The sequence below is a fragment of the Actinosynnema sp. NPDC037264 genome, from assembly GCF_055603705.1.
In genome coordinates, this window is the sequence record NZ_JBVJVK010000073.1 from 1 (window position 1) to 23,169 (window position 23,169).

At 71.6% G+C, this 23,169-nt stretch carries 37 protein-coding genes; 35 read left to right on the forward strand and 2 right to left on the reverse strand.

Going from position 1 to position 23,169, the window contains the following annotated elements; all coding sequences use genetic code 11:
• Window positions 1-113 precede the first annotated feature (113 nt).
• Window positions 114-1,622 (reverse strand): recombinase family protein, encoded by a 1,509-nt coding sequence (locus ACZ7GX_RS40320; protein WP_498785138.1) that lies wholly within the window; start codon window positions 1,620-1,622, stop codon window positions 114-116.
• Between the two features lie 468 nt (window positions 1,623-2,090).
• Complete coding sequence (locus ACZ7GX_RS40325) at window positions 2,091-2,531, reverse strand: helix-turn-helix domain-containing protein (protein ID WP_498785140.1); 441 nt, start codon at window positions 2,529-2,531, stop codon at window positions 2,091-2,093.
• 150 nt (window positions 2,532-2,681) lie between these two features.
• On the opposite strand from ACZ7GX_RS40325, the gene ACZ7GX_RS40330 reads away from it, so the two are divergent.
• From ACZ7GX_RS40330 to ACZ7GX_RS40500, 35 genes are all read left to right on the forward strand, one after another.
• Window positions 2,682-2,936 (forward strand): transcriptional regulator, encoded by a 255-nt coding sequence (locus tag ACZ7GX_RS40330; RefSeq protein WP_498785142.1) that lies wholly within the window; start codon window positions 2,682-2,684, stop codon window positions 2,934-2,936.
• Window positions 2,933-3,130 (forward strand): hypothetical protein, encoded by a 198-nt coding sequence (locus tag ACZ7GX_RS40335; protein WP_498785144.1) that lies wholly within the window; start codon window positions 2,933-2,935, stop codon window positions 3,128-3,130. The genes ACZ7GX_RS40330 and ACZ7GX_RS40335 overlap by 4 nt, the downstream gene beginning before the upstream one ends.
• A gap of 61 nt (window positions 3,131-3,191) precedes the next feature.
• Window positions 3,192-3,659, forward strand: coding sequence for a hypothetical protein (locus tag ACZ7GX_RS40340; RefSeq protein WP_498785146.1), 468 nt, complete (start codon window positions 3,192-3,194; stop codon window positions 3,657-3,659).
• Window positions 3,656-3,952: a hypothetical protein gene (locus ACZ7GX_RS40345; protein WP_498785147.1), complete on the forward strand. Its 297-nt coding sequence runs from the start codon at window positions 3,656-3,658 to the stop codon at window positions 3,950-3,952. The genes ACZ7GX_RS40340 and ACZ7GX_RS40345 overlap by 4 nt, the downstream gene beginning before the upstream one ends.
• Window positions 3,952-4,974 carry a hypothetical protein gene (locus tag ACZ7GX_RS40350; RefSeq protein WP_498785149.1) on the forward strand — a complete coding sequence of 341 codons (1,023 nt, stop codon included), beginning with the start codon at window positions 3,952-3,954 and terminating at the stop codon, window positions 4,972-4,974. The genes ACZ7GX_RS40345 and ACZ7GX_RS40350 overlap by 1 nt, the downstream gene beginning before the upstream one ends.
• Window positions 4,971-5,153 carry a hypothetical protein gene (locus tag ACZ7GX_RS40355; protein ID WP_498785150.1) on the forward strand — a complete coding sequence of 61 codons (183 nt, stop codon included), beginning with the start codon at window positions 4,971-4,973 and terminating at the stop codon, window positions 5,151-5,153. The genes ACZ7GX_RS40350 and ACZ7GX_RS40355 overlap by 4 nt, the downstream gene beginning before the upstream one ends.
• Complete coding sequence (locus ACZ7GX_RS40360; RefSeq protein WP_498785152.1) at window positions 5,150-5,557, forward strand: hypothetical protein; 408 nt, start codon at window positions 5,150-5,152, stop codon at window positions 5,555-5,557. The genes ACZ7GX_RS40355 and ACZ7GX_RS40360 overlap by 4 nt, the downstream gene beginning before the upstream one ends.
• Window positions 5,554-6,351, forward strand: coding sequence for a hypothetical protein (locus tag ACZ7GX_RS40365; protein WP_498785154.1), 798 nt, complete (start codon window positions 5,554-5,556; stop codon window positions 6,349-6,351). Before ACZ7GX_RS40360 ends, ACZ7GX_RS40365 begins: the two co-directional genes overlap by 4 nt.
• A complete protein-coding gene (locus tag ACZ7GX_RS40370; RefSeq protein ID WP_498785156.1) occupies window positions 6,344-6,655 on the forward strand; it encodes a hypothetical protein in 312 nt (103 codons plus the stop codon). The genes ACZ7GX_RS40365 and ACZ7GX_RS40370 overlap by 8 nt, the downstream gene beginning before the upstream one ends.
• On the forward strand, window positions 6,648-6,782 hold the full coding sequence (locus ACZ7GX_RS40375; RefSeq protein WP_498785158.1) for a hypothetical protein: 135 nt from the start codon (window positions 6,648-6,650) through the stop codon (window positions 6,780-6,782). The genes ACZ7GX_RS40370 and ACZ7GX_RS40375 overlap by 8 nt, the downstream gene beginning before the upstream one ends.
• Window positions 6,775-7,074, forward strand: coding sequence for a hypothetical protein (locus tag ACZ7GX_RS40380; protein WP_498785160.1), 300 nt, complete (start codon window positions 6,775-6,777; stop codon window positions 7,072-7,074). The genes ACZ7GX_RS40375 and ACZ7GX_RS40380 overlap by 8 nt, the downstream gene beginning before the upstream one ends.
• Complete coding sequence (locus tag ACZ7GX_RS40385; RefSeq protein ID WP_498785162.1) at window positions 7,071-7,829, forward strand: hypothetical protein; 759 nt, start codon at window positions 7,071-7,073, stop codon at window positions 7,827-7,829. Before ACZ7GX_RS40380 ends, ACZ7GX_RS40385 begins: the two co-directional genes overlap by 4 nt.
• Window positions 7,822-8,898, forward strand: a complete 1,077-nt coding sequence (locus ACZ7GX_RS40390; protein ID WP_498785164.1) for a DUF5131 family protein — start codon at window positions 7,822-7,824, stop codon at window positions 8,896-8,898. The genes ACZ7GX_RS40385 and ACZ7GX_RS40390 overlap by 8 nt, the downstream gene beginning before the upstream one ends.
• Window positions 8,891-9,025, forward strand: a complete 135-nt coding sequence (locus ACZ7GX_RS40395; RefSeq protein ID WP_498785166.1) for a hypothetical protein — start codon at window positions 8,891-8,893, stop codon at window positions 9,023-9,025. Before ACZ7GX_RS40390 ends, ACZ7GX_RS40395 begins: the two co-directional genes overlap by 8 nt.
• Window positions 9,025-9,855, forward strand: coding sequence for a hypothetical protein (locus ACZ7GX_RS40400; protein ID WP_498785168.1), 831 nt, complete (start codon window positions 9,025-9,027; stop codon window positions 9,853-9,855). The genes ACZ7GX_RS40395 and ACZ7GX_RS40400 overlap by 1 nt, the downstream gene beginning before the upstream one ends.
• Window positions 9,833-10,045: a hypothetical protein gene (locus ACZ7GX_RS40405; protein ID WP_498785170.1), complete on the forward strand. Its 213-nt coding sequence runs from the start codon at window positions 9,833-9,835 to the stop codon at window positions 10,043-10,045. Before ACZ7GX_RS40400 ends, ACZ7GX_RS40405 begins: the two co-directional genes overlap by 23 nt.
• Before the next feature lie 99 nt (window positions 10,046-10,144).
• On the forward strand, window positions 10,145-10,489 hold the full coding sequence (locus tag ACZ7GX_RS40410) for a hypothetical protein (protein ID WP_498785172.1): 345 nt from the start codon (window positions 10,145-10,147) through the stop codon (window positions 10,487-10,489).
• Window positions 10,486-11,571 (forward strand): HNH endonuclease, encoded by a 1,086-nt coding sequence (locus ACZ7GX_RS40415; protein ID WP_498785174.1) that lies wholly within the window; start codon window positions 10,486-10,488, stop codon window positions 11,569-11,571. Before ACZ7GX_RS40410 ends, ACZ7GX_RS40415 begins: the two co-directional genes overlap by 4 nt.
• Window positions 11,568-12,233: a hypothetical protein gene (locus tag ACZ7GX_RS40420; RefSeq protein WP_498785176.1), complete on the forward strand. Its 666-nt coding sequence runs from the start codon at window positions 11,568-11,570 to the stop codon at window positions 12,231-12,233. The genes ACZ7GX_RS40415 and ACZ7GX_RS40420 overlap by 4 nt, the downstream gene beginning before the upstream one ends.
• 20 nt (window positions 12,234-12,253) lie before the next feature.
• Window positions 12,254-12,532, forward strand: coding sequence for a hypothetical protein (locus tag ACZ7GX_RS40425; RefSeq protein ID WP_498785179.1), 279 nt, complete (start codon window positions 12,254-12,256; stop codon window positions 12,530-12,532).
• Window positions 12,529-12,906 carry a hypothetical protein gene (locus tag ACZ7GX_RS40430; RefSeq protein WP_498785181.1) on the forward strand — a complete coding sequence of 126 codons (378 nt, stop codon included), beginning with the start codon at window positions 12,529-12,531 and terminating at the stop codon, window positions 12,904-12,906. The genes ACZ7GX_RS40425 and ACZ7GX_RS40430 overlap by 4 nt, the downstream gene beginning before the upstream one ends.
• Entirely contained in the window at window positions 12,903-13,574 is a 672-nt protein-coding gene (locus tag ACZ7GX_RS40435) for a hypothetical protein (RefSeq protein ID WP_498785183.1), read from the forward strand. The genes ACZ7GX_RS40430 and ACZ7GX_RS40435 overlap by 4 nt, the downstream gene beginning before the upstream one ends.
• Window positions 13,571-13,882, forward strand: a complete 312-nt coding sequence (locus ACZ7GX_RS40440; RefSeq protein ID WP_498785185.1) for a hypothetical protein — start codon at window positions 13,571-13,573, stop codon at window positions 13,880-13,882. Before ACZ7GX_RS40435 ends, ACZ7GX_RS40440 begins: the two co-directional genes overlap by 4 nt.
• A 146-nt stretch (window positions 13,883-14,028) precedes the next feature.
• Window positions 14,029-14,541, forward strand: coding sequence for a hypothetical protein (locus tag ACZ7GX_RS40445; protein ID WP_498785187.1), 513 nt, complete (start codon window positions 14,029-14,031; stop codon window positions 14,539-14,541).
• 131 nt (window positions 14,542-14,672) lie between these two features.
• Complete coding sequence (locus ACZ7GX_RS40450; RefSeq protein ID WP_498785189.1) at window positions 14,673-14,849, forward strand: HNH endonuclease; 177 nt, start codon at window positions 14,673-14,675, stop codon at window positions 14,847-14,849.
• 225 nt (window positions 14,850-15,074) lie between these two features.
• A complete protein-coding gene (locus ACZ7GX_RS40455; RefSeq protein WP_498785191.1) occupies window positions 15,075-15,578 on the forward strand; it encodes a hypothetical protein in 504 nt (167 codons plus the stop codon).
• Window positions 15,547-17,100 (forward strand): terminase large subunit domain-containing protein, encoded by a 1,554-nt coding sequence (locus tag ACZ7GX_RS40460; RefSeq protein WP_498785193.1) that lies wholly within the window; start codon window positions 15,547-15,549, stop codon window positions 17,098-17,100. Before ACZ7GX_RS40455 ends, ACZ7GX_RS40460 begins: the two co-directional genes overlap by 32 nt.
• Before the next feature lie 12 nt (window positions 17,101-17,112).
• Window positions 17,113-17,319 carry a hypothetical protein gene (locus ACZ7GX_RS40465; protein ID WP_498785195.1) on the forward strand — a complete coding sequence of 69 codons (207 nt, stop codon included), beginning with the start codon at window positions 17,113-17,115 and terminating at the stop codon, window positions 17,317-17,319.
• The gene (locus tag ACZ7GX_RS40470) at window positions 17,316-18,698 is read left to right on the forward strand and encodes a phage portal protein (RefSeq protein WP_498785199.1); all 1,383 of its coding nucleotides are present in this window, start codon (window positions 17,316-17,318) and stop codon (window positions 18,696-18,698) included. Before ACZ7GX_RS40465 ends, ACZ7GX_RS40470 begins: the two co-directional genes overlap by 4 nt.
• Window positions 18,698-19,411: an HK97 family phage prohead protease gene (locus tag ACZ7GX_RS40475; protein WP_498785201.1), complete on the forward strand. Its 714-nt coding sequence runs from the start codon at window positions 18,698-18,700 to the stop codon at window positions 19,409-19,411. The genes ACZ7GX_RS40470 and ACZ7GX_RS40475 overlap by 1 nt, the downstream gene beginning before the upstream one ends.
• 42 nt (window positions 19,412-19,453) lie before the next feature.
• A complete protein-coding gene (locus tag ACZ7GX_RS40480; RefSeq protein WP_498785203.1) occupies window positions 19,454-20,692 on the forward strand; it encodes a phage major capsid protein in 1,239 nt (412 codons plus the stop codon).
• Between the two features lie 58 nt (window positions 20,693-20,750).
• Window positions 20,751-21,170, forward strand: coding sequence for a hypothetical protein (locus ACZ7GX_RS40485; RefSeq protein WP_498785205.1), 420 nt, complete (start codon window positions 20,751-20,753; stop codon window positions 21,168-21,170).
• Between the two features lie 11 nt (window positions 21,171-21,181).
• A complete protein-coding gene (locus ACZ7GX_RS40490; RefSeq protein ID WP_498785207.1) occupies window positions 21,182-21,664 on the forward strand; it encodes a hypothetical protein in 483 nt (160 codons plus the stop codon).
• Between the two features lie 13 nt (window positions 21,665-21,677).
• The gene (locus ACZ7GX_RS40495) at window positions 21,678-22,337 is read left to right on the forward strand and encodes a DUF4082 domain-containing protein (RefSeq protein WP_498785209.1); all 660 of its coding nucleotides are present in this window, start codon (window positions 21,678-21,680) and stop codon (window positions 22,335-22,337) included.
• Complete coding sequence (locus tag ACZ7GX_RS40500; protein ID WP_498785211.1) at window positions 22,334-23,164, forward strand: hypothetical protein; 831 nt, start codon at window positions 22,334-22,336, stop codon at window positions 23,162-23,164. Before ACZ7GX_RS40495 ends, ACZ7GX_RS40500 begins: the two co-directional genes overlap by 4 nt.
• Window positions 23,165-23,169 lie beyond the last annotated feature (5 nt).

Below are 23,169 nucleotides of genomic sequence, written 5' to 3' on the forward strand. Positions count from 1 at the left end.
CCCGGCCCCTCGATCATGCGGAGGCCGGCATGCCGCGCTCCACGTGTGCTTTGCCACCGGCAACTACCAGGGTGTTACACCACGCACTACGAACGACGTGCGTGGTGATAGACCTAGGCTGCCCATGTCGGTTCGATCTTGATCTCGTTAGCCTTGCCTGGACGTCTCAGCGGGATCACACGAACACGTCTGATCAGTCGTTTCAGCAGGTTGCGGCGGGCTTCCACCGAGAGCGTGTCCCACTCCTCAAGCAGCCCCTGGGCAACCTGCACGGGCGAGAACTCGGGCCCGGCGGCGGCCTGCTCGGCGATGGCGAGCCGCTCGCTCGCCGCTTTCCGCTCCGCCAGGAGCTCGTCGCGGATCCTGATGTACGTCGACTCCGGGATGATGTCGTCCAGTTGCTGCCTGGTGGCCTTGTCGAGTCTCTTGTCGATCGCCACCACGTCGGCGGCGGCCAGTTCGACATCCGTCCGGGCCTTCAGCCGGTCGGCGCGGACAACCTCGGCGTGGCTGGCTGCTTCCTCCACCTCGGACGCCAGCTCTTGTAGCCATTTGAGGACGGACTGTCTGACAAGGTTCTGCGAGCTGCCTACATACGGCACGGAACCTGTCGTCTTCCACTGTGAGCACACGTATTGGGGGGTGGGCTTCCCGGGGCGCTTATGCATCGGCCAGTCGCAGTCACCGCATCGGACCAGCCCGGCGAGGTCATGTGCTGGCGTAATGTTGCGGGCCGCTTCGGTGCTGCGGTTGAGTCGGGACCGTTTGTACGTTTCCCATACGCCGTCATCGAGAATCGAGTCGTGGGCACCGTCGATCCACATGCGCTCAGGGAAAGACTGCCGCACGGTTCTGCCGTCATGGCGATCCGGAGTCCTGGCGAGCACCCCGGCAGCGAAACCACTGTCCATGAGGTTGCTGAGCGATGTCTCAGACCACTGCTTTCCGGTGATTCCTGGAATGCCGCGACGGTTCAGTTCCCACGCGATGCTGTTGAACCCGCGGCCTTCGTTGTAGGCGGAGTAAGCCCACTTGAGCACTTCGGCCTCGGGCTCGTTCGGCACGTACCGCTCGGGCTCGCCGGCCACCCGCAGTCGCGTGTAGCCGTACCTACGACCGCCTGAGGCGGGCAGGCCACGTCGTCGACGGTCGTCGTGGGTGTCGCGCCAGGAGTCGCCGATCAGGTCCGACTGCAGTTCGGCGAGGTCGATCATCAAATGCTTGTTGAACCTGCCGTGCGAGGTCGTGAGGTCCGCTGGTTCCGTGGCCGACTCGATGGCGCCGCCGAGGTTCTCGATCTGGATCTCGGCGAGGAGCCAGTGGCGGCGGATGCGGCTGAGCCGGTTCCACTTCCACAGGATGATCACGTCGGCTTCGCCCTGCTCGATCTTGGCGATTGCGCGCTTCACGCCTTCGCGCTTGTGCCACACCCTGCCGGTGTGCTGCTCGAAGATCGGGTCGCCGACCAGCATGATGTTGTTGCGGGCACAGTGTTCCCGGATCGCGGTCAGCTGGATCGCGTCCGAGATCGTCTCTTCCTTGGCGGTGGACTGTCTGGTGTACGCGATGCCGCGCCGAGGTCGGTCCGGCGTTGGCCGGACGAGTGGGTTCGGTTTGGGCATGGGCTACCCCTCCTGGATTGGTTGCACTAGGCGCAGGGGAGGGCGACGAGCGACTGGTGCAGGGCACACCTCCCCGCTGGCGGTGGTGGGTTCCGCTTGCAGCGGCGTGGACCACGCCGCGTCACCTGTGTCGTCGACGACGACCGCTGCACCCCGACACAGGGCACGTACCGCTGCGCGGATCGTGTCGGTCGCGGTGGCGAGGTCGAGTCCAGGGCTCACGATGATCGTGCTCGTGGCGTGGTCGACGGCACACAGGCCGCCCTCGATGTCCATGACCCGCAGGGTCAGGTGGGGGAGCAGGTGGGCGGCGGCGTAGCTGGCAGCTACCAAAATTGCGGCTTCGTCGGTCACGTAGGTGACAGCGCTACGTGACGTAGGACGTTACTCCATGGGGTATGGAATCACCTGAGTGGCCGAACTTGCTTCACATCCATCCACCTCTGGTTGATGATGCGCGGTTGATGTTCACCCACTTGAGTCACGGGCCTCGTGGGTGCCGGGTCCGATCAGCTCGTAGCGGCCGGGTTCGGCTGCCATCTCGGCTGCTGTCAGTCGGCGGGGCTGCGTTGCGATGCCGGACCCCGCTTGCATGCGGCGTAGCACCTCGTCGGCTAGCTGTTCGTTGGTCAGTTGCTCGGGCGCCGCGGTGACGACGATGCGCTGGTCGGCCTCGTCGTCGGTCAGGTAGCCGGCCGCGACGAGGAGCTCCAGCAGCGGGCGTTTGCACGCTTCCGCCAGAGTCCGGGCGTTGTCGATGCTTGGACGCAGCGCACCTGCCTTCCAGCGCTGAAGACCGGAGCGGTCGAGTCCCGTGGTCTGTGCGAGCTGAGTGATCGTGACGCCCATGCGCGCCAGGTTCTGCTCGATCCAGGCGCGAAGCCGGGGATAACCGACTGCATCAGTCATGCCTCACACGGTAGTGGCACTCGTGCCACTCAGGCATGCCTAACCTCTCAAATGACGCCGTGTGGGTGACGAACTGCATCGGTTCATCGAGCACGTGTTCGAACAGATTGCCTGTTGCACACCTGCCACACGCCGCCTAATGTGGCATGCATGCCACGCACTAGTAGCACCAGTGCAACACCTGGACGGGCGTCCATCCGCGTCCGCCGGGACGAGCTCGAAGGGGCCATGGCCGCCGGTGGGATCGCCACCGTTGGCGACCTGGCCGTGCGGATCGGCGTGGACCGCAGCCACCTCTACAAGCTCCTCGGCGGCACGGTGGCCCCCGGCCCGGCGGCGATCGCCGCCACGCTCAGCGCCTTTCCCGGGATGACGTTCGAGCAGTTGTTCGAGGTCGTCCGATGACGACCAGTCGAGCCCGAGCCATCGCAGACGCCGGTCGGCTGCTCGCACTCGCCCGCGCCGAGCGCGACTCCCTGCCGCCCGCCCTCGCGGCACAAGCCGCCTGGCAGGCCGGCGGACCGACGGTCGAGGAACTGGAGTCCCGAATTCGGCAGCAGCGCGGATTGCTGCCGCTGGCGCTTCCCCAGCCCGCTTGAAGAAAAGCCGCCCGGCGCCATGGCCGGCGCACGAGCGGCACGAACACGGAGGTACAGCTCCATGAACGACATGAAGGTTACGGCACCTGAGGTGCCACCGCGGCACGCCCACCGGCCGGACGTGACGTCCGCCGTCGGGCGGCTGCTGCGCGGGCACCTGGCCGACGACCACCGGCGCAGCATGGCCGACGTGGTCGCCGCGTTCTTGTCGGACGACCAGGCCGCGATGCCGCTGGCGCTCGCCGCCGCGTTCGACGCGCTGCTGGTGAGCCTGCGGCTGCCCGGTCTGGACCTGGTGGTCGCGCCGGGTGCGCCGACGGTGGACCCGTGGCGGGTGGAGTGCCCGGCGTGCGCGGCGGTGGCGTGGCAGCCGTGCCGTGGCGTCGGCGCGACGGTCCTGCACGTCGACCGGCTGGTCGCGGTGCTCGTCGGCCTGGCCGACCCGCACGCCGACGTACACACCGAGGTCGCCGACGCCGTGGCGGTCGAGACCCCCGTCGACGCGCAGTGGTCCGGGGTCCTGTCGTGAGCCGGGTGCAGGCGCGGCGTGCCGCGCTGGCCGAGGTCGCCGAGGCGGGTCGTGCGGTGCAGCTGCTGCACCGGCCGCCGAGGTCGCCGCGCGGGTTGTCCGCGCAGCTGGTGCACCAGCAGCAGTTGGTGCGCGCGTACCGCGAGCAGGCGCGCGCCGCGTTCGACGCGTCGACCTACTACGTGGCCGACTCGCCGACGCAGCTGATGCTGTTGGCGCTGGGCAACACGAGCACGTTCACCGCGAACAGGCTCGACTCCGAGCTGCTGGCCGCCGCGCGGGGTGGCGCGTGATGGCCGCCCCGCAGTGGCACGCCTCGTTCCTCGAGCGCCTGGACGCCGCCGAGGCGAGCACGCGCACGGCGATGCTCGCCGCCGGTGGTGGCACCGGTGCGCTGCAGGCCGTGATCGGCGCCGACCTGGAGATCGGCGCGGTGATGACCGAGGTGGCCGCCCGCGCCGCGACCCCGCCGCTGCTGCGGCGGCTGCTGGAGATCGGCGCGCGGGCGATGACCTCGCGCGCCGACCAGGCGCAGCTCGTGCTGTACGCGCACGAGGACGGCACCGGCTGGCCGGACCAGGCCGCGGTCGACGCGGTCGACGTTGACGAGGACGACCACGGCGTCGAGCAACGCGCGGTCGTCGGCCCGCAGGCCGAGCCGACCCCGGTGTCGGGCGACGTCGTCGCGGCCCCGGTGGACTCGGTCGCCGAGCCGGGTGACGACGAGCCGCTGGCCGAGTGGGGACCGCATCTGCTGGCCGATGCCGAGCTCGCCGACCAGGAGCAGGCCGACGTCCGAGCTGTCCCCGTGCACGTGGTGCCCACGTTGCAGGTGTCGGGTCAGCCGGCTGACCTCCTGGTGGTCGGCAGGGAGGACAACGAGGCGAAGGCCGCCGATACCGCCGATACCGACGGTGACGCCGTGCCGGCGGACGCGGTGTCCGACGCGCAAGACGTGGTGTGGAACCTGTACCTGCCGAACGAAGGACTGGGCGAGCAGCGCGCGGCCGACATGGAGCGGCACATCGCCGCGGCGCAGTTGCTGGCCGACGAGGTGGACGAGTACGCCGCCCATGTCGACGCGGTCGACCGCGCCTTGGGCCTGCCGCCCGCGCCGGCGGTGCTGCACGCCGAGCGACGGGCGAACCAGTTGCAGCGCATCGGGGCGCTGGTCGACCGGCAGGCCGCGCTCATTGCCGACTTGGCCAACGCCCTCGGCCTGCCCGCGACGAGCGACGAGCACGAGCTGCTGACCGAGGTGCGCTGGATGCGCGGCCAGATCAACGCCCGCGCCGAGCCTAGGACCGGTGCGTGATGGCCGCGCACGCCAAGCCCAAGCGGCGCAAGCTGCGCCTGCCGCGCCCGTTCCGCCGCCCGCTCCAACTGCCGGCCTGGGCGCAGCGGCGCCCTTTCGACCACCCCGGCCTGCTCAACATGGTGCTGGTCCACCTCGGCCTGTACGCGGTCGCGGCCGTGCTGGTCGTGGTCGCGTGAGCGCCGCCGTGCGTCTGGCCGTCGACGTCGCCGAGGTCGTGGCCGCGTGGCTGCACCTCGTGCTGTGGACCGCCCTCGCCATGGTCCTGGTCGCGGTGGCCGGTGCCGCCGTCGCCGCCGTCGACGGGCCCGCCTCCGGCGGCCTGGTCGTCGGCTCCCTGTCCGTCGTCGTGGTCCTGGTCCTGGCCCACGTCGCTCTCCACCGTCCGCTCTCCACCGTGAGGCCGCTCATGCCCCAGACCCACCCGCGCGCCATCCGGCGCGCCGCCGTCGGCCTGTTCGCCGCGCTCCTGGTCCTGTCCGTCGTGCTGGTGGTGACGGGCTGCGGGCCCGTCGACCAGCCGAAGCAGGGCGTCGTCGTCACCACCGCGATCGAGATCACCGGGGTGGTGAGCCAGCGATGACGCCCCGGATGACGCCCCAGCCGATGGAGTTCGCCATCGAGGAGCAGCCGCCCGCCGACCGCACCCGCGGCCGTGTCGACCTGATGGTCGACGTCGTGCAGCAGCACTCGATCGGGGCCGGCGACACGTGCGCGTGTGGCGAGACGTTCGAGATCGAGCGGGACGTGCTCGACGGCGGCGCGTCGGTCCGGGCGTGGCAGGGCCACGTCATGCAGGCCGCGCTGCTCGCCGTGATCGACAGCGTCGGGACCGAGCTGCCCGAGCCGATCGCGAGCGCGGTGCAGGCCGCCCGGCTGGTCGACGACCTGGCCGTGCACCAGGTGCTCGCCTCGCACACGGCGTTGCTGGCCGAGATCCGCGTCGCGCTGATCTCCTACCAGGCGCTGGAGGAGAGCTCCAGCGCCGAGCTGGCCGACGCGCGCGCCGACGTCGACACGCTCACGGCCACCGTGCGGGACCGGCAGGCCGCGATCACGATCCTGGCACGCGAGCTCGCCGCCTACGACCGTGAGACGGCCCGCGACCGGCTGCTGCGCCAGGCGCACCGCGCGTACGGGCGTGCCTCGGCGGAGATCGGCCGACTGCGTGCCCAGCTCGACCAGGCGCGGCTGCGCGGTGTGGGAGCCGAGTCGGCCGTGGACGGCTACCACCGCGAGGTCGCCACCGCCCGCGTTCGGCTGCGGATCATGCTCGGGCTGGAGGGCCAGGACTACGGGGCGCTGTCCCTGGAGGACCTGCTGAACCGGGTCGGTGACCGGCTGTACCCGCCCTCGGGCGGTGATGGCCGTGGCTGACTGCGTGATCTCCGAGACGATCGGAGACGACGGCCCGGTGCAGGCGTGCGTGGTGCACATCCACATCGCGCCGTGCCCGCGCAACGGTCGGGCCGCCGCCCGCGCGCCGCTGCACACCGACACGGTGAGCGACCGGGACGTGATGTTGGAGTTCTGGGACGCCGTCACCGCCGGGCAGCGACCGCTGGTGATCCACCAGGGCAGCCTCGGCGAGGTCCGTCCGCACAGCGTCGGTGTCGACGACTTCTCCTGCTGGTGCGGCCCGGAGGTCCTGGCCGCGAAGGCGGGTGACCGCCGTGGGTGACCCGGTCGACCTGCCCGAGTGGCTGGTGACCCTGCTGGAGACCGTCGAGCTGGTGACGGTGGTCGTGGTGTTCGTGCTGCTGCCGGTGACGGTGGCCGTGTCGCAGGCGGTGATGGCCTGTGGCTGAGCTGGCGTTCGGCGAAGGGTGGTTGGTCGACGCTCTCGCGTCGTCGGTGGCACCGGCGGTCGAGCCGGGCGCCGGTGAGGAGGCGGAGGCTCGGCGGCTGCTGGCGTTCGCCGCCGACACCTACCGGTCCGCGGGCGAGGACGGCCCGGAGGAGCAGTTCCTTGAGCTGCGCGAGGCCGGTATCCGCGAGGCGCACCTGGCCGCCGCCGAGGCGCAGGCGCAGGCCTCGCTGGCGGTGGTCGAGCTGCTGCGTGAGCTGCTGCGTCGGGTGCCGCCCGGGGCGGGCTCGTGACCCGCCTGTACCGGCAGCGGCTGTGCGCGCTGTTGACCGGGCGGCATGACCTGCTCGCGTCGATCGGCGGGACGCTGGACGGGTTCGCGGTGTGGCACACCGCGTGCCGGACCTGCGGCCTGGCCTGGCGGGGAGCGGAGACGAGCATGACGGCCGCGCGTGCCGCCGCCGTCCGGGTGCAGGGCGCGCGGGACCGCGTGACGTGGCAGGCCGTGCGTCGCCGCAGCGACGCGCTCGCGCTGTGGCGCGGGATCGACCTGGTGCGCGTCCCGGCCGCCGGCCGGGTCGACCTGCCCGACACGATGCGCGGCGACGGGTACGTCGCGGCGGTGGACGGCTCGATCCGGCCGCACGACCGGCGTTCCGGGTGGGGCGTGGTGACCGACGGCGGGTGGGTGCTCGGCGGCACGTGGCCCTTCACCACGTCCAGCAACGCGCTCGAGCTCCTGGCGTTGGCGCACGCGACCCGCCTGTACCCGGCCGGGTCGGAGTTCGAGGTGCTGTCGGACAACGAGGGCGCCCGGGTCGCCGCCGCCGAGATCCTCTCCGGCGCCGTGCGGGACTTCACCGGCACGCCGAAGTGGACGCCGTTGGACGCGTTCAAGATTCTGCGCTCCGCCCGCCGGCGGGGCCTGGCCGTCCACATCACCGCGGTGCGGTCCAAGACGGTGCCGCTGCACAACGTCGCCGATCGCATCGCCCGCGGCCTGCCGCCCGACCCAGTCCTGACCGCTGGAGGTGCCTTCCGTGGGTGACCTGTCGCTGATCGAGTGGACCGACGCCACGCTCAACATCGTCCGCGGCTGCACGCGGGTGTCGCAGGGCTGCCTGCACTGCTACATCCCGCGCACGCCGCCGTTCCGCATGGAGGGCCGCCGGTTCGACCACGACGGCATCGGCGCGACCACGGGCCTGACGTTCCACCTGGAGCGGTTGGCGCTGCCGCTGCGGTGGTCGCGGCCTCGCCGGGTGTTCGTCAACAGCCTCAGCGACCTGTTCCACGCCGAGGTTCCCGACGAGGTGATCGCGCGGCTGTGGGTGGTGATGGCGCTGACGCCGCACCACACCTACCAGGTGCTGACCAAGCGGCCCGCGCGGATGCGCGCGCTGCTGTCGGACGGGCACCGGTGGCGCGTGCTGCTGTACGCGGCGACGTCCTGGGTGGCCGACAACCTGGACGCCCCGATGCCCGTGCAGCGGTGGGACGCCATGCGCGCGTGGATCGACGCCGCCATGCGCGCCGACCAGCCGCCCGCCCCGCTGCCCAACGTGTGGCTGGGTGTGTCCACCGAGGACGCGATCACGGCGGACCGCCGGATCCCGGAGCTGCTGGACACCCCGGCCGCCGTGCGGTGGATCTCCGCCGAGCCGTTGCTGGGCCCGCTGGATCTGCGGCCGTGGTTGCAGCCGCGTTGCGGCTGCTGCTCGGAGCTGCCCGGCAGGCCGTGCGTCAACGACCCGGGCGGGCTGTCCCTGGACTGGGTGGTCGCGGGCGGCGAGTCCGGGCCGGGCGCACGGCCGATGCACCCGCGTTGGGCGTTGCGGCTGCGCACCCAGTGCCGGGTCGCCGGGGTGCCGTTCCTGTTCAAGCAGTGGGGCGAGTGGGCCCCGGTCGCGCCGACGCAGGCCCGCGCCGGCGACGTGGCCATGACCGAGGCCGGCGCGGTGCACGAGCTCGGCGGACTCGGCGACCTGGACGCGCTGGAGCGCGTGGTCCGCCGTACCTCGGCCGTGCTGCGCCGCGTGGGCAAGAAGACCGCCGGGCGGCTGCTGGAAGGCCGCACCTACGACGAGTACCCGACCGGAGGTGATCGCGATGCCTGACATGGAGACGCTGGCCTGGATCGGCGGGGTGGTGGTCGTGGCCGAGGTGGTCGCCATGGCCGCGCTCGCGCTGCTGGGCCACCGCCTGGGCGCGCGACCGCGCGACCGGCGGGACGGTGAGCTGTAGTGGCCGTCCGAGTCGCGACCAAGGAGTTCATCGGCCTGCTGGCCGCGTTGTCGCACACCGCCGCCACCGACCCGGAGATGGGCGCGGTGGCCGGGGTGCTGCTGCACACCGCCCGCGGCTACGCCTCGGCCGAGCCCGGCCGGTCCACGCTGCTGTGCGGCACCAGCACCGACACGCTGACCGCCGGGCACACGTGGGTGCTGGCGTCGGGCCACATGCCCGCGATGCTGTGGCCGATCGGCCAGGTGCCGGCCGTGCTCGCCGTGCTGCGCCGCATGTCCAAGGGCGAGTCCGAGCACACGGTGGAGATCCGCCAGGACGGCGACCAGTGCACCGTCGCCGAGAGCGGCACGCTGTTCGGCGAGGGCGCGTCGTACACGTTCGACCTCGGCGACGCCTCCAAGTTCCCGTCCACGGTGTGGCAGTTGATGTCCGACGTGCACCTGCGGCCCGCCGTGCGCGACCGCGAGACCGACCGGGTGATCGAGCCTGGCCCGCGCACCGACGTCACCGAGGCGGCGCTGGCCCCGTTCCTGACCATCGCCAAGGCCCGCAAGAAGACGATCGAGCTGTACCGCTACCACCAGCGGCTGCCCGTCCTGGTGGTCATCGGCGGCGACTACCGGGGCGTGCTGCTGCCCTACCGCGACGCCGACGGTCTGGACAGCACCCCGTACCCCGACGGCGCGGTGTACCCGGCCGAGCTGCCCGCGCCCAAGCCCGAGCCGGGCCCGGGCGCGCGGTCGACGGTCGACCTGCGCAACGCCACCGGCCTGCTCCGATCCGACGACCCCGAAGAGGTGGATGGTGCTGCACCCGACCCGGAATGACCTGACCTCGGCCGCCGACACCCTGATCGACGCGGTGCGCGGCACGCTGACCGACGGCGCCGCCGGCGACCCGGCTGTCCGTGCGGTGCACGCCGTGGTGGACGAGCTGGCCGACCGTCACCAGCTGCTGCCCGCCGGCACCCGACGCCTGCTGCGCGCCCTGGCCGACCGGGTGGCGGCCGACCTGTAGCGACCCCGGACCACCTCACCGCGGCCCGGTGCTGGCTTCCCCCCAGCGCCGGGCCGCTCGCCCGTCTCCGCAGTGCACCGTCCAGAGAGGACGATCGACATGACGTCGCCTCCGTTCCATCACCGCCTGGCGCGCCGCCTCATCCTGGACGTCCGGCAGGACTCCACCGACCTGGACGAGCGCCTGGCCGCGCTCGCCGACCTCGCCGCGGACGCGCCACACCTGGTGGTCGACGTGCTGGCCGAGGTCGCACGGCACGTCGGCGACGACGTGATCGCGCGCCTGGCCACCCACCCACCCGACGGCACCCTCGCCGAGCTGGTCAACCGCGAGGCCCACCGCCTGCACTGGCACGGCGACCGCGCCCGTTGGGTGTGCGCCGGTGAACGCCGCTACCAGTGCGCCCGGTCCCGTCGACGTCGGGCAGCGGAGCGCCTGAGGTGACCTACTTCCTGCTGGGCGACGAGTTCGCCCGTGACCCGGCCTGGGCGGTGCTCGCCGAGGGCAGCAAGCCGCTGATCCACGCGCTCAAGGCCGGGTGGGTCGACCTGCACTCGGCCACCTCCGTCGCGAAGGACAACGGCTACCTCACCCAGGCGCAGATGGACGAGCACTGCTCCAAGCGCGTCCAGGCCCTGCTGACCATGCCCGTCCTCGGCCGCCCGCCCAAGGTCCACCGGCGCGGCGACGAGTGCGCGTGCCTGGGCGAGCCCGACGAGTGGGTGGCCGGCTTCTCGTACCGCATCCACAAGTTCCTCAAGCGCAACCCGTCGCGCAAGGAGATCGACCGCGCCAAGCAGCAGAAGGCCGACCTGCGCAACTACGCGCTGCGGCACGCGGTGTGGGTGCGCGACGGCGGCTGCTGCCGGTACTGCGGCTCCGGGATCCTGCACAAGAAGTCGGGACGGTTCAAGGACCTCCGCCGTGTCCTGAACTTCGACCACATCGACCCGGACGAGCCCGCCGGCCGCGACGGCGAGAACCTCGTCACGGCCTGCAAGAGGTGCAACACCTTCAAGGGGCACAGGACCCCGGCCGAGGCCGACATGGTGCTGCGCCCGGTGCCCACCGAGCAGGAGAAGCGGGCCTGGATGAGCCGCGGTCCCGCCGTGTTCGACCTCGTGCTGGTCATGTCCCCGATCAACGACGAACCAACCGTTCAATCAACCACCGATCAACAACAACACGACCACCACGTCGTTGATCGCGCGGTTGATCCCGTCGTTGATCCGCAACCGGCACCGGTGACCGCCGACAGCGACGAACCAACGCCACAGGTGGATCACGAACAAGCCGCTGAGCAGCCCGAACAACGACGGCGCAGCGCTGCGAGGTCTCCGGGTCGGGTCGGGCTCCCGCCGCCGTCGAGCACCTCCCACCCCACCGGCCAACCCGTCCGCACCGGCGACGCGCCGGACATCTACCACCAGCGCGCACGCCTGCCACACGCACCGCCGGTGCCCAAGTCCTCCACACCACCGCAGACCCGACCCGGTCCCACCACCGAGGGGAGCCCACCGCCGTGACCCGCCGACGCACCCACGACCAAGGCACCACGGAGTTCTGGAAGGAACAGGAGCACCTGCGGGCCGTGGCCTGCCCCGCCCCACCGCTGGGCTGCGGCGCGCCCGTGGGGCAGGACTGCATCCGGCTCTACCGCGACGCGCCCCGCACCGGCATGGACGTGTGGCGCGACCCGTGCCCCGCCCCGCCCCGTGGCTGCGGCGCTCCGGAGGGCCAGGAGTGCGCCACACCCCACGGCGTGGCCACCGTCGGGTTGGGCTGCTGGCGGCGCGTGCAGGCCGCCGACGCGCACGACCCGGCTCGGGCGCACCCGGCGCTGCCCGCCGCGCCCGAGCCGGAACAGGAGACACCGGCCCGCCATCTGCGCCCCGCCGAGCAGATCCGGCGCGACGTGGCGTCCTACGTGGAGCCGTGCGGCTGGTGCCACCACCCGGTCGTGTGGGCCACCAACCCCAAGGGCGACCTCCTGCCCGTCGACGCCGACCCCGCGCCCGACGGGCACCTGGTGCTCACCGTCGACGACCGCGGCGTCCGCTCGCAGCCGCTCGCGCGCGGGCAGCTGGCCGCCGCGCACCAGCACGGCCAACGCCTGCACATGCCCCACCGCGAGACCTGCCCCAAGGGCGACCGCTGGAGCCGTCACCACCCCACCCGCAAGACCTGACGAGAGGACCGCCATCCGCCATGGCACCGACAGAGACCCACGACGAGCTCACCGACATCCCGGTCATGGTCGAACGCGACGACGACGGGGACGGCGACGACGACACCACCCACGTCAACGTCGCCATCCACCGACCCGACGGCAGCTACCTGTCCGCCTCGGCGACGGTCGACGGCAACGCCGACGCAGACCAGCTCGCCCGCCTGATCCTGCGGGCCGCCCAGGGCGCCGCAGCCTCGCACGGCACCGACACCTGGATCGCCCTCCAGTCCCTGATCAACACCGGGAGCAGCACGTGACCCACCCGCCTCGGCCGACCACGATGGCCAGCACGACCGACCCGACACCCGAGACCTGCTGGGCGTCGCGCTGCCGACACCCCGCCCGCGAGCAGGACCGCGGCCTCATCCCCAAGTACTGCTCCGACCCCTGCGAGCAGCGAACGATCGCCGAGCGCCAGGTGGTGATCGACGGCGAGCGCCCGACCGTGCACGTGCACCCCGGACCGATGCGGGTCGAACCGGCCACCCGGCCGCAGCCCGAGGTCATCTACACCAGCACCACGCCGGACACCCGCGTCGACGGGCCCAGCGTCAACGAGCTGGTGGTGGACGCGCACGTGACCGCCTCGGCGCGGCTGTGGAAGCTGGTGTTCGGCCGGAGTCGCCGGTGACCGAGCCACCGCCGGTAGGCACCTCCGACCGCGGGCCCTGCCTGATCCGGGAGACGCACCTCGCGGCCGAGGGTTACCGGACCTGCGACCCGTGCGCCACGGTCGTGCGCGACGCGCTGGACGACGTCGTCCGCCTGCACCCGCTCGTCGTCGAGGAGGTGCAGTTCGGCACGTCCGGCGGCGACGGGCCCCGCGGGGCGACGGTCTACCGGTCCGGACCGCCGGTTGATCTGTCCAGGCTGGACCGCGCCGACCGGCTCGCCCAGGCCGGTGTGCTCTCCACCCTCGCCTACTGGGCGGACGGGGTGCGCGAGTCCACCGGGCTGCCCGCCCGCACCGGCGCGCCGACCGTGGCCGGGGAGGTGGTGGTGCTGGTGCGCATGTGGAGCTGGATCCGCAAGCAGGACGCGGTCGCCCTGTTCGCCGCCGACGTGGTCGAGCTGCGGCGGGTCCTGGCGCAGCTGGCGGGGGAGACCCGCGGTCGCATCCCGGTCGGGGTGTGCCCGGTGCTCGTCGACCAGGACGCCCGCACCGGCGCCCCGATCCAGTGCGGGCAGCGACTGCACGCCCGGCCCGGCGACCGCTCGCTGCGCTGCCCCCAGTGCGGCACCCTGTGGCCCGCCCACCGGTGGGTCGATCTCCAGCAGGCACAGGAGGCCGTCAGGTGATCAAGGCACGAATCCGGGAGCTCGCGCCGGGCGAGCACGTGACGGACGCCGAGGCCCTCTCGGTCATGCTCGGCGGCGTCCCGGTCGGCACGGTGCAGCGGTGGGCGCAGCGTGACGGGTGGCCCCGCCGGCACAGCACCACCAGCAGGGGCCGCCTCACCGAGTACTCGGTGAGCGCCGCCATCGCCACCTACGAGCGGCTGAGAGGGCCGTTGGACACGCCGACCAGCGGTGAAGTAACCTCCGGTCATCTTGGTGGAGTGTCTTCATCGGACGCTTCGCCCCTCGTGGTTACCCGTGCCGAGTAGAGCCACTCCTGAAGCCCCGGCAGCCCGTCGGCCGCCGGGGCTTCTCCATGTCCTCGGCAGGGGTGCGGAGGAACGGTCGTGCCGCCGCCCGGCGGACTCGGCGGCACGACCACCACCAGCCCGAGACCATCCACACGGGAGGACCCATGTCCCTCAACAGCCGTATCCACGTGGGTCTGCACTCGACCCAGAAGTCCAGCCTGGACCTGGTCAGCGCCTTGGCACCGCTGGCCGTCGACATCAACCTGCTGCTGGCCAACGGCACGGGAGCGGCGCAGGCCGACCGGCTGTTCAGCGACCGGCGCACCATCGCGGCGTCGGGCACCGACGACCTGGACCTGGCGGCTTCGCTCGCCGACGCGTTCGGCGCGACGATCACGATGACCAAGGTCAAGGCGGTCCTGATCACCGCGGCGTCGAGCAACGTCAACAACGTGCTGGTGGGCGGTGCGGCGGCCAACGGCTTCACCTCCTGGGTCGGTGCGGCCGACGACCGGGTGGTGGTTCGTCCCGGGGGCCTTCTGCTCCTGGCGGCAGGTAGCGGGGACTCGACCGGGTACGCGGTCACCGCGGGCACCGGCGACCTGCTGCGCGTGGCCAACAGCGGTGCTGGCAGCTCGGTCACCTACGACATCGTGCTGCTGGGCTGCAGCGCCTGACCATGGCACGCAGCCTCGGCCGCTCCGGCGGACGGTGGCGGGCGCTGCAGGCGGCCCTGCGTGCCTCGGGTTTGCCGTGCTGGATCTGTCGCCGGCCGATCGACACACGTCACTGGCGCGCCGGTGGCCCGATGCCGCGCTCGCGCTGGAGCTTCAGCGTCGACCACCTCGTCCCGCTGTCCCTCGGTGGCGACCCGCTGGACCCCGCCAACCTGCGCAGCGCGCACTTCGGGTGCAACAGCCGTCGCGGCAACCGCCTCCACGCCCGTCAGGAGCACACCTCGCGCGACTGGCTGTCGAGGTCCTGACCTGCGGAAACAGGGGCGGGTGACCGGTCGGGACACCCCGGGGGCACCCCCCTCGCGAGGACGTTTCCGCAGGTCACGGAGACCCCGCGAACGCCCGGTTTTCCCCCCGGAAGGCTCGAAAATACGGGGGGTGGGATGGTCGACTCACCCGCCCTGAGGCAGCGGCGATATCGCCTGCACAGCAGGGGTGACCACTCCCTCTGCGTCGTCGACAGGTGCCCTGCCGTGACGCCGCCCGTCACGCGTAACACCGGGCCTGACCTGCAAGAACAGGGTGATCACGGGTTGGGCCGGGGCGGGCGGCACCTGTGGTCGGTGATGACCGCGGGCGGCAAGCTCGGCCCGCTGCAACAACCCCTCCTGCTGGAGGCCTGCCGCCTGGTCGACCGGCTCGACAAGTACGACGCGATGCTGGCCGCCAACCAGGCCGAGTGGGCTCGGCTGCTGCCCGACAACGACGACGACCGGACGTTCATCCTCGTCATCGGCAACGTCGTGACCGAGGCCCGGCTGACCGCCACCGCACTGCGCGGACTCATCGCCGAGCTGCGCCAGGCCGGGCGCGCGAACACCACTCCGGACAGCGGCGAGGGCACCGCCGCGGCGGGCACGCCTGCCGCCGCGGAGTCCGCGCCGCCGGCGGACGGACAAGCCGTCGGGAAGGCGGTGGGCGTTGGCGACCTCACCGCCCGGATCCGTGCTCGACGTACCGACCCGGCCACGGGTTGAGGTCGCACCGCCCTACGTCGACACCTACGGCGCCGAGGCCGCCGCGCTCATGGCGCGCGCCGGCAAGGCGCTCGACGAGTGGCAGCGCGACTCGCTGGACCTGATCCTCGGCGTCGACGACGAGGGCACCTGGGTCTGCTTCGAGTACTGCGAGCTGTGCAGCCGGCAGAACGGCAAGGGCGCGATCCTGGAGGCCAGGGCCCTGGCCGGGTTCTTCCTGTTGGGTGAGCAGCTCATCATGTGGTCGGCGCACCAGTACAAGACGGCCAAGCAGGCGTTCAAGCGCATGCGCCGGCTGATCAAGGCGTTGGGTACGCAGGTCAACGACCACATCGTCGTGGTCGACGGTATCCGCATCAAGATCAACTCGACGCACGGCGAAGAGGGTTTCGAGCGGCTGGACACCGGCGCGGTGATCCAGTTCATCGCCCGCTCGAAGTCGTCGGGCCGCGGCTTTACCGGCGATTGCAACATCATCGACGAGGCGTACGACTACAGCGCCGAGGACCAGGAGGCGCTGGGCCCGACCGGTCTGGCCGTCGACAACCCGCAGTTCATCTACACCTCATCGCCGCCGTTGACGGCCGACGGCGGCGCCGTGCTGTACGAGCTGCGGGACCGTGCGGAGAACGTGCTCAAGACCGGGCTGCACGAGGACCTGGGCTACCGGGACTGGGGCCTGGAGGGCAATCTCGACGAGTTCGACAAGCTCGACCTGGACGACAAGCGGCTGTGGGCCCGCGCCAACCCCGCGTTGAGGTCCGGCCGTCTGACGTTCGCGAAGATCCTCAAGCTCAAGCGGATGCTGAACGCGTCCGGTGGGCGGGGCTTCGCGCGGGAGTGCCTGGGCCTGTGGCCGTTGCGGGCCAAGGGTGGCGGCGTCATCGACATGGCGGCGTGGATCGACCTCGCGCGGCCGGCGTCCACGATGGTCGGTCGCTCCGCGGTGTCCGTCGACGTGTCGCCGAGCGTGAATCGTCGGCGCGCCACGCTCAGCGCGGCCGGCCGCCGCGGCGACGGCACGCTGATGTTCGAGACGATCCACTCGGCGTCGGGCACCGCTTGGGTCCTGGACTACCTGCGCAAGGTCCTGATCGCGCAGAACCCGCTGGTCGTGGTCATCGACCCGGGCGCGCCGGCCGGGTCGCTGCTCACCCACATCAAGACCCTGCTGAAGGACCTCCACGAGGACGAGGACGTCGACGTCACCACCGTGCTGCTTGAGGTGACGGCCCGCGAGTACGCCCAGGCGTGCGGCGACCTGACCGATCTGATGGAGGCCGAGCAGGTCGTACACCTGGGACAGAAGTCGCTCGACACCGCCGCCGCCGGCGCGACCACCCGCCCGCTGGGTGAGGCGTGGGCCTGGGACCGGCGAACACCGGATGTCGACATCACCCCGCTGGTGGCCGCGACGCTGGCGCTGCGCGGTTTCCTGCTGCACGAGGACGACGACGACGGCGACGTCGCCGACCCGTGGGTGTTCTTCGACGACGACCTGGACGACGAGCTGGACGACTGAGGAGGCGAGCCGGTGCTGAAGCCCGCGCTGAAGGTGGAGGCCGTGAAGGCGCTGGCGCTGCCGCTGCTGCTGGCGGTGGCCTGCGTGCTGATCGCGGTCGGGGTGTTCCGGTGGTCGGTCCCGGCGGGCTGGGTGGCGTCCGGAGGGTTGTTGGCCGCGTGGTCGCTGCTGTTCCTGCTCGACGTGCCGGAGCCCAAGCGGGACGGGGGTGAGCCGTGAGGTTGATCGACCGGGTCGTCGCGGGTCGCAAGTCCGCGTGGTCGCAGCCGCCGTCGTGGTCGTTCGACGACCTGCGGCTGGCCTACCTGAACACCCCGACGACCGGTGACCGGGAGAAGATCGACGCCACGTTCAGCAGCATGGTGAACCTGGCCTACAAGCGCAACGGCATCCTGTTCGCACTGTGCCTGGCCCGGATGATGGTCTTCTCCGAGGCCAAGTTCATGTGGCAGCGGCAGCTGGAGACCGGGCCCGGCGAGCTGTACCGGACCCCGGCGCTGGACCTGCTGGACAGGCCGTGGCGGGGCGGCAGCACCCGCAAGCTGTTGGCGCGGCAGATCCAGGACGCCGACTTGGCGGGCAACAATTTCTTCGCCAAGCGCGACCGGCAGGGCCGCAAGGCGCTGCGGCGGCTGCGCCCGGAGTGGGTGACGATCCTGCTCGGCTCGGACGACGAACCGGCCGAGAGCCCCTGGGAGCTGGACGCCGAGGTGATCGGCTACCTGTACGAGCCGGGCGGAGCGCTGTCGTCGGAGCCGGCGCACCTGTTGACCCCCGACGAGGTGGCGCACTTCGCGCCGATCCCCGATCCGGACGCCCAGTGGCGCGGCATGTCCTGGATCAGCCCGGTGATCCGCGAGCTGGACGCGGACAACGCGGCCACGACGCACAAGCTGAACTTCTTCCGCAACGGCGCGAGTCCGCAGCTGGTCGTCAGTCTCGACCGGGAGATGAAGCAGGAGCAGTTCAAGAAGTTCGTCGCGCTGATGGAGCAGAAGCACCGCGGCCTGCGCAACGCCTACAAGACCATGTACGTGGGCGGCGGCGCGGACGTGACGGTCGTCGGCAAGGACCTCAAGCAGCTGGACTTCCGCGCGGTGCAGGGCGCCGGTGAGACCAGGATGGCCGCAGCCGCGGGCGTGCCGCCGGTCATCGCGGGTTTCTCCGAGGGCCTGCAGGCGGCGACTTACAGCAACTACGGGCAGGCGCGCCGCCGCTACGCCGACGGCACGCTGATGCCGCTGTGGGGCACCTCGGCCGACGCGTTCGCGCCCATCGTGGACGACTCGCCACCGGACAGCACGCTGGCCGTCGACGTCCGCAACATCTCGTTCCTGCGGGAGGACCGCAAGGACGTCGCCGAGATCCAGGCGTCCCAGGCCGCGACGATCCGCGCGCTCGTCGACGCCGGGTACGAGGCCGAGTCGGTGGTCGCCGCCGTCAAGGCCGAGGACTGGTCGCTGCTGCGGCACACCGGCCTGTTCTCCGTGCAGCTGCAGCCACCGGGCAGCGAGCAGAGCGTGCCGGTGTCCGACCCGCAGAAGGCGCGAGAGCTGATCATCGCGGGCTGGGTGCCCGTCACCGGAAGGGGGAAGTGATGGGCGAGTCCGGCACCAAGAGCCTGGGCCGCGTGAGGATCAAGGACGCCGACGCGGGCCTGGTCGAGTGCGTGTTCAGCACCTTCAACGTGAAGGACTCCGACTGGGACGTCACCGTCCCCGGCGCGATGGAGGACGGCGCGGAGGCGCTGATCTCCGCCTACGGCCACACCACGTGGCGCGGAGCGCTGCCGGTCGGCAAGGGAACCATCACCACCACCGACACCGAGGCCGTGTTCACCGGGCAGTTCTGGATGGACACCGCGTCCGGCCGGGACACGTTCCTGGCCGTCAAGTACGCCGGGGACCTGCAGGAGTGGTCCTACGGCTACGACGCGCTGAAGTGGTCCTACGGCGACCACGGCGGCGAGCGCGTCAGGTTCCTGGAGCAGGTGAAGGTCCACGAGGTGTCCCCGGTGATGCTGGGCGCCGGTGTCGGCACCCGCACGCTCGCCGCCAAGGGAGCCATCAAGTTCACCGACGAGTGCACGGAGGTCCTGGCCTCCGTCAAGGCTCTGTCGGACCGTGCCGCGGACGTCATGGCGAAGCGGCTGCCCAAGGGCAAGGGCCTGGGCTCGGAGTCGGCCGAGCTGCTGGCGCAGGTGCGCGAGCAGCTCAAGGCCCTCGGCGAGCTCCTGGCCGCGCCCGACGCCGGTGTCGACCAGGACGCACAGCGGGAGTTCCTGCGGTTCGTCCAGCGCACCCGGCGCTGATCACCACCACCCCTACGTCGCTTCGCCAAGGGAGAAGACGAGATGACCGAAGTGCTGGACTTCCCCGCGCTCACGCAGTGCGAGTCCGAGCTGGCCGAGAAGACGAAGAAGCTCGCGGGCATCTTTGACGAGGCCGGGCCGACCATGAACATGGACACCGTCAAGTCCCTGTCGGGCGACTCGGCGGCCAAGGTCGACCAGATCCGCGCGATGAACGAGGAGCTGGACGAGCTGGGCAAGAAGCGCGACGGCCTGCGCGTGCTGGCCAAGGCCGCGCAGCGGGTCAAGCAGAACCCGGACGCCGGCGAGCCCGGCGACTCCGGGCGCAAGGGCCGCGACGACGACCGCGGCGCGACCAAGTCCGTCGGCGAGCTGTTCGTGGCGTCGGACGCGTACCTGAAGCGCGCGGGCAGCACCGGCCCCGAGGCCCACCTGGTCATCGAGGTCAAGACGCTGTTCCAGACCACGGCCGGGTGGGCGCCGGAGGTCACCCGCAACGGTCGAGTGGTGGACGCGGCGACCCGCCCGATCCAGGTGGTCGACGTCATTCCCCTCGGCGAGACCAGCCAGACCTCCGTCCGGTTCATGCAGGAGACGACGTTCACCAACAACGCCGCCGAAGTCGCCGAGGGCGGGGCCTACCCGGAGTCGGCGCTCGCGCTGGAGGAGGAGGACAGCCCGGTCCGCAAGATCGGCACCTGGCTGCCCGTCACCGACGAGCAGCTGGAGGACGAGAAGCAGGCCGCCGGCTACCTCAACCGACGGCTGCCGTTCATGGTGCGGCAGCGCCTGGACTCGCAGATCCTCGTCGGCTCGGGCACCGGCGTGAACCTGACCGGGTTCCTCAACACCACCGGCATCCAGACCCAGGCCAAGGGCGCCGACCCGACGCCGGACGCGATCTACAAGGCCATGGTGAAGGTCATGACGACCGGGCAGGCCATGCCCGACGCCTACATGACCAACCCCCTGGACTGGCAGGACATCCGCCTGCTGCGCACCGCGGACGGCATCTACATCTGGGGCAACCCCAGCGAGGCCGGTCCCGAGCGGATCTGGGGCCTGCGCGCGGTCATGGCGCAGGCGCTCACCGAGAACACGGGCCTGGTGGGCGACTTCCAGAACTTCAGCGAGCTGTCGGTGAAGCGCGGCATGGACGTGCAGATCACCAACGCGCACAGCGACTTCTTCGTCAACGGCAAGCAGGCCGTGCGCGCCGACATCCGCGTGGCGCTGGTCGTCTACCGGCCGGCGGCGTTCTGCACGGTCACCGGCATCTGACCCGGTGCGGGGAGGCTCGGCCCTCCCCGCACCCCTTACCCAGGAGAGGGGGCCTGCCGTGGCCGTCATCGAAGGCACGGGCAAGCTCAGCGGCGGGTTGAGCACCGGTCGCGTGAAGCCGGCGGTGGCCGTCTACGACTTCACCGTCGACGGCGGCGCGGTCGGCAACATCGTGCTGCGCGGGGACTCGATCCCCTCCGGCGCGGTCATCGTCGACGCGCTGATCAACGTGGACACCGCGCTCGCCTCCGGTGGTGCGGCGACGGTCGCGATCAGGACCGAGTCGGCCGCGGACATCAACGCCGCCGACGCGATCTCGGGTGCGCCGTGGTCGACCACCGGCGCCAAGCGCGCCGACTTCACCGCGACCTCGGCCGTGGTGAAGACGACCGCCCAGCGCACCCCGACCGCGACCGTGGGCACGGCGGCGCTGACCGCCGGGAAGTTCACGGTGGTCGTCTGGTACGTCGAGCTGTAGGGAGCGAAACGGTGGCATTCCAGGTCAACAGGGACCGCAGGCGCGACAACGCCGAGATGGTCGTGGTGGACGTCAAGAAGTGGCTGACGGCCGACGGCGACGAGCTGGTGGACGACGGCGACCCGCGCGCCGCGGTCCTGTACTGCAGGCCGGGCATGCGGGTGCCCCGGGCCGACGCCGAGCGGCTCGGCCTGCTCGACCGGGCCGCCCCGCAGTCCGAGTCCGGCGCCGACGTCGGCCAGAGCCGCGAGAGCGAGCTGAAGAAGCAGCTGGCCCAGGCTCTGTCCGAACGCGACGAGGCACGGAAGCAGGTGGTGGCGTTGAAGGACGAGCTGGCGGAACTGCGCAAGCCGTCCGGCGACGGCGGCCAGGAGCAGTCCGCGGCCGACGGCGGCACCGGCGACGGCGCCACCGGCGACGCGGCGGACGCGACCAAGGCGCAGCCGGCCGCGCCGAACAAGGCGGCCCGCCCGCGGGCGAACAAGCAGCAGTAAGGAGGTCCTGGCCGTGGCCGATCATCGCGTGTGGTCGTCCACGGCCGGCCCGTCCGCCTCGGTCACCGACGGCGTGGCGCTGAACCTCGGCATGGACTTCCGGGTGACCGAGGACTACCGCGCGCGTCGGCTGGGGTTCTGGCGTGGCGACGAAGCACCCGTGCCGGACCTCGCGCGGCTGTACCGCGTGGACTCGCAGACCGTGGGAACGGTGCTGGCCGAGGTCACCCCGGTCTACGCGGGCACCGGGTGGCAGATGACCGAGCTGACCTCCCCGGTCCCGCTCGTCGTCGACCAGTGGTACCGCGTGGTGTTCCACTTCCCCGACGCGTTCAGCATCACCGCCGGGTTCTGGAACAACCCGGGCGGCGAGGGCGCGGGCGGGATCACGTCCGGCCCGCTCGTGGTGCCCGACTTCACCCAGGCCCCCTACGGGCAGTGCCTCTACTCCACCGGCGCACCGGCGTTCCCCACCGTGCCAGGAGCGGCCAGCAACTACTGGCTCGACGTCGTGGTCGAGCCAGCCGACATCGGCACCACGGACTCGGTGACCACGGGCCGCGCGGTGGGCGCTGTGCGCGCCGCTGCGGCCATGAACGGCGGCGGGCGACGCGGGAGCCGGGTCGTGCCCGTACCGCGACGCCTGGGGCGAATGAGAGGGGCGACACGGTGACCTATCTGCTCGGTGCGCTGGTGCCGCTGGAGATCGCGTTGACCGACGAGTCCGGCACGCCGGTGAACGGCACCGACGTGGTGTGCACCGTGACGCTGCCCGACGGCACCACGGCGACCCCGGCCCCGGTCAACCCGACCACCGGCACCTACCGCGCCGACTACGTGCCGACGGTCGCGGGCCTGCACGCGGTGCGGTGGACGTCGACCACCCCGACCCTGGCCCACGTCGACGTGTTCGACGTGCGGCCCGCCGTGCCCGCGATGATGGTGTCCCTGGCCGACGCGAAGAAGAAGTGCAAGATCGGCGCGGACGTCACCGAGCACGACGAGACCCTGCGGGACTGGATCGAAGCGGTCACCCAGGCCGTGGAGGACCACGTGCACGAAGCCGTGGTCCGGCGGGTGGTCACCGAGGACGTGCAGTGCGACTGGTCCGACGACCTCGTGCTCGGGACCACGCCGGTGATCGAGCTCACCAGCGTGCAGACCGTCGACGGGCTCACCACCTGGACCGTGGGAGACCTGCACCTGGACCAGAAGACCGGCATCGTCACGGCACCGGCGGGCGCGCCCCGGTTCCACGGACTGGTGCGGTGCGTCTACGCGGCGGGCCGCCTGGTGATGCCAGCGAACTACACCAAGGCCGCGCTGATCATCGTCGAACACCTCTGGCAGACCGAGCGCCCGCAGACCCGCCGGACCTCACCGCCCGGTGGCGGCGGCTACCAGGACTCGATGAGCACCGGCGCGTTCGGGTCGCTGGGGTACGCGGTGCCCAACCGGGCGATCGAACTGCTGGGCAAGCCACCGATCCAGGGCGGGTGACGTCA